The organism is Bathymodiolus heckerae thiotrophic gill symbiont (assembly GCF_900128515.1).
In the GTDB taxonomy this organism is placed as follows: domain Bacteria; phylum Pseudomonadota; class Gammaproteobacteria; order PS1; family Pseudothioglobaceae; genus Thioglobus_A.
Map to the genome: position 1 here is coordinate 1 of NZ_FQTP01000127.1, position 3107 is coordinate 3107.

Sequence of the window (3107 nt, forward strand, 5' to 3'; positions counted from 1 at the left end):
GGAATGAACATTCCTATTTCATTCGTCTGTTTAAGTTCATCACTCCCTTCTACAGGCAGAGTTCCGACTTTTTTTTAGTGTGGCATAAACCTGTCTGGTGACCTACAACACTCATAATATGAGTTTGACGGCCTTCTTCATCAATGGCACTACGCATGGTTTTTCCATCAATAGCCAGACCTTCGTCTTCTTCGGCAAATTGCGCGTTCCACCCTTGCAGTGCTCTATCGAGTTCTTCAGGGTTGACACTGATTAAGGTTTCTCTAAACGTGGTGCGACTAGGAACTGAATAGTAGCCATCTCGTTTACGACACTTAAAGCGCGCCCGCGCTTTTTGGCCTAAATCATCAGCCCAGCCACTGATTGCTTTATAGCCTTCCATTCCACATAATACTGCACCCGCTGAAATGGCCAAAATGCAGGATAATGAATGACGCCGTCCTTGTTTGCGGCGTGGATCGGGAATGTCAGCAAAAAATTCGGGTAAGGTTCGCATTTGATCAGCCATCAACATGATTTTTGGTGCTCCATAGCAATAATAAGGGTCAAGAATAGACTGAGATAATCGAGCTTGAGAGCGCGACGATAAAGGACGTACATAGATCTGCTTGGGTTGTTTATGGGTTGGGCTGTAGCCCTTGCTAGTGCGACGGAACCCGCGCGTCTCTCCGGCATGAATCCAGTTTGCAGCACGGTAAATAGTGCCATGAAAATACTGGGGATCGACGAAGGTTTCTAATAATAGTAAGGGGTAGCCAAACTGTTTCTGCCAGTCCTGGGAGATGCGTCGCTCGCACAGCGACAGAATACGAGAAGCAAGATTAGGGTAATGATGCTCAGGAAGAATCAGAAAGCGACTGTTGTTGGCGATCAGATGCAATCGGTCGTATTGATATCGAAAGCTCCAGCCGATCCACTGATCACGTGCCGCACATTTCCAGGCCGCTGCAGAAAAACTGATTAATGCCAACCATTCGTTTTTGTAGCAGGCTACATACCACAAGGTATGACCTATCTTTGGTAATGCCCCTAGATAATGATGAGCCTCCATTAACGACTGGAAGCGTTTCTGCTCACTTGGCAGGATAAGTTGTAAGGTGATCTCTTGTAGGTTCAAAGCAAACTATCTCAAACATAAAATCTCAGGGTGATTTATACTTGAAATAAGAGGGTTTGTCCAGAACTAATTATTACCCTATTGATTTGTATGGTATATTTTTTACAGAACAGTTCCGCCGTGTGTACCGCATAATGTCTAGAATATGAACAAATTAACCCTGCTATGTCACCGTTAAGTGTGGAATTTGATTTAACAAGAGCGTATAAGTTACATAGCACACTAAAACAAGGAGATAGTTATGAAAGCCTTAGAGAAAGAGCGGGGGCAGGTCTTTAATTGTGCGTTGTTGATAATTGAAATAACCGTGACCAATAGCCATGCCCTTGAAGCCCTTCGAACCACAACCTCCAGTTTTTTAATAGTTTACTGCTTTTTAATCCGCTCAATCGTGGTCGTGGTGGATTTGCCAGCTACAAAATCAAGAATTTGTACTTTTCCGCCCGCTTTAATAACAGCCTCTGCACCGACAACTTCTTCGGGCTTGTAATCACCGCCCTTGACTAGCACATCCGGTAAAAATTTATTATAAATACGTTCCGGGGTTTCCTCAAAGAATGGGATAACCCAATCCACACAACCTAGAGCAGCAATAATGGTCATGCGGTCAGCTAATTTATTAATCGGGCGAGATTCGCCTTTTAATTGCTGTACTGATTCGTCGGAATTGATGGCGACCACCAGGCGATCACCTAGTAGCCTGGCTTGCTCAAGATAGGCCACATGTCCTGCATGTAAAATATCAAAGCAGCCATTGGTCATCACCACTTTTTCGCCGCTCTGCTGAGCAAAGTTGATTTCTTTTTGTAATTCATCTTCAGTGATCACGCCACTAATATTTTCCTTATCGCCATGCAAGGCGCGATTAAGCTCGTGGCTGGAAACGGTCGATGTACCGAATTTACCCACCACGATACCTGCCGCCATATTCGCCAGATGCATGGCATGTTGTAAGCCCAGACCCGAAGCTACTCCTAGTGCCATACTGGCTATTACGGTATCGCCAGCGCCGGTGACATCAAAGACTTCCCGTGCGTGCGTGGGTAAAAAATGAGTTTCATCTTTTTTAATCAGTGCCATGCCATGCTCACTTAAAGTGACCAGCAAGGCATCGATATTATGTTGCGCTAGTAAGGCCTGGCCTTTGCTAATCAGTTGCTTATTATCCTGACATTCTCCTACAACAGCCTGAAATTCAGCCCGATTGGGTGTAATTAAGGTTGCGCCTTGGTAACGGGAAAAATCGGTGCCTTTGGGGTCGACAAAGCTTTCCACACCCTGCTTGTTTGCAAGCTTTAGCAATTGCGGAATATGCTCTAAAACACCTTTGGCATAATCGGAGAAGATAACCACATCGGCTGTCACCAAGGCCTTGTTATAGTGTTTTAGTAATTCAGAGTAATCAAAGTCTATTAAAGGCTCTTCAAAGTCCAGGCGTATCAACTGCTGATGCTGGGCAACGATACGTAATTTACACGCGGTTGGCGCATGAGCACTTTTAATAAAATCACAGGAAACGCCTTTTGTTTCCAGTAAATTTTGTAGCTCTCCAGCTTCGGTATCATCCCCGACGATACCTAGTAACGTGACATTGGCTGCTAATGAAGCAATATTCAAGGCGACATTCCCGGCACCGCCTGCGCGCGCTTCTTTTTTGGCTACCTTGACTATAGGCACAGGCGCCTCGGGTGATACGCGCGTGGTGTGGCCCGACCAGTAATAATCCAACATCAGGTCGCCGACCACCAGTATGTTTAAGCCTTTGAAATCAGGAATTTCACTAATCATTATCGACCTCAATCATTTTCGACTTCATCTACCATTTCACACCACCAGTGGTAAATTAATTGATGTGCTTCCTGAATACGTGCGGTGGTTTTGGAAGGTATGACAATTGGCATATCTACCTGCGATTTTAAGCGTCCACCGTCGCCGCCCATTAAACCTATGACTGACATGCCTTGTTGTTTTGCGGCGACGCTCGCCTGAA

The 3107-nt window shown here is 45.3% G+C and carries 2 protein-coding genes and 1 pseudogene; all 3 read right to left on the reverse strand.

Annotation, left to right across the window (positions count from 1 at the left end):
- Positions 1-49: 49 nt before the first annotated feature.
- Complete coding sequence (locus BTHERMOSOX_RS09990) at positions 50-1117, reverse strand: Druantia anti-phage system protein DruA (RefSeq protein ID WP_249360680.1); 1068 nt, start codon at positions 1115-1117, stop codon at positions 50-52.
- A gap of 366 nt (positions 1118-1483) precedes the next feature.
- Entirely contained in the window at positions 1484-2905 is a 1422-nt protein-coding gene (gene hldE / locus BTHERMOSOX_RS09995; RefSeq protein ID WP_138121018.1) for a bifunctional D-glycero-beta-D-manno-heptose-7-phosphate kinase/D-glycero-beta-D-manno-heptose 1-phosphate adenylyltransferase HldE, read from the reverse strand.
- Between the two features lie 8 nt (positions 2906-2913).
- Positions 2914-3107 (reverse strand): annotated as a pseudogene (locus BTHERMOSOX_RS10000) (phosphoheptose isomerase); the annotation flags it as partial.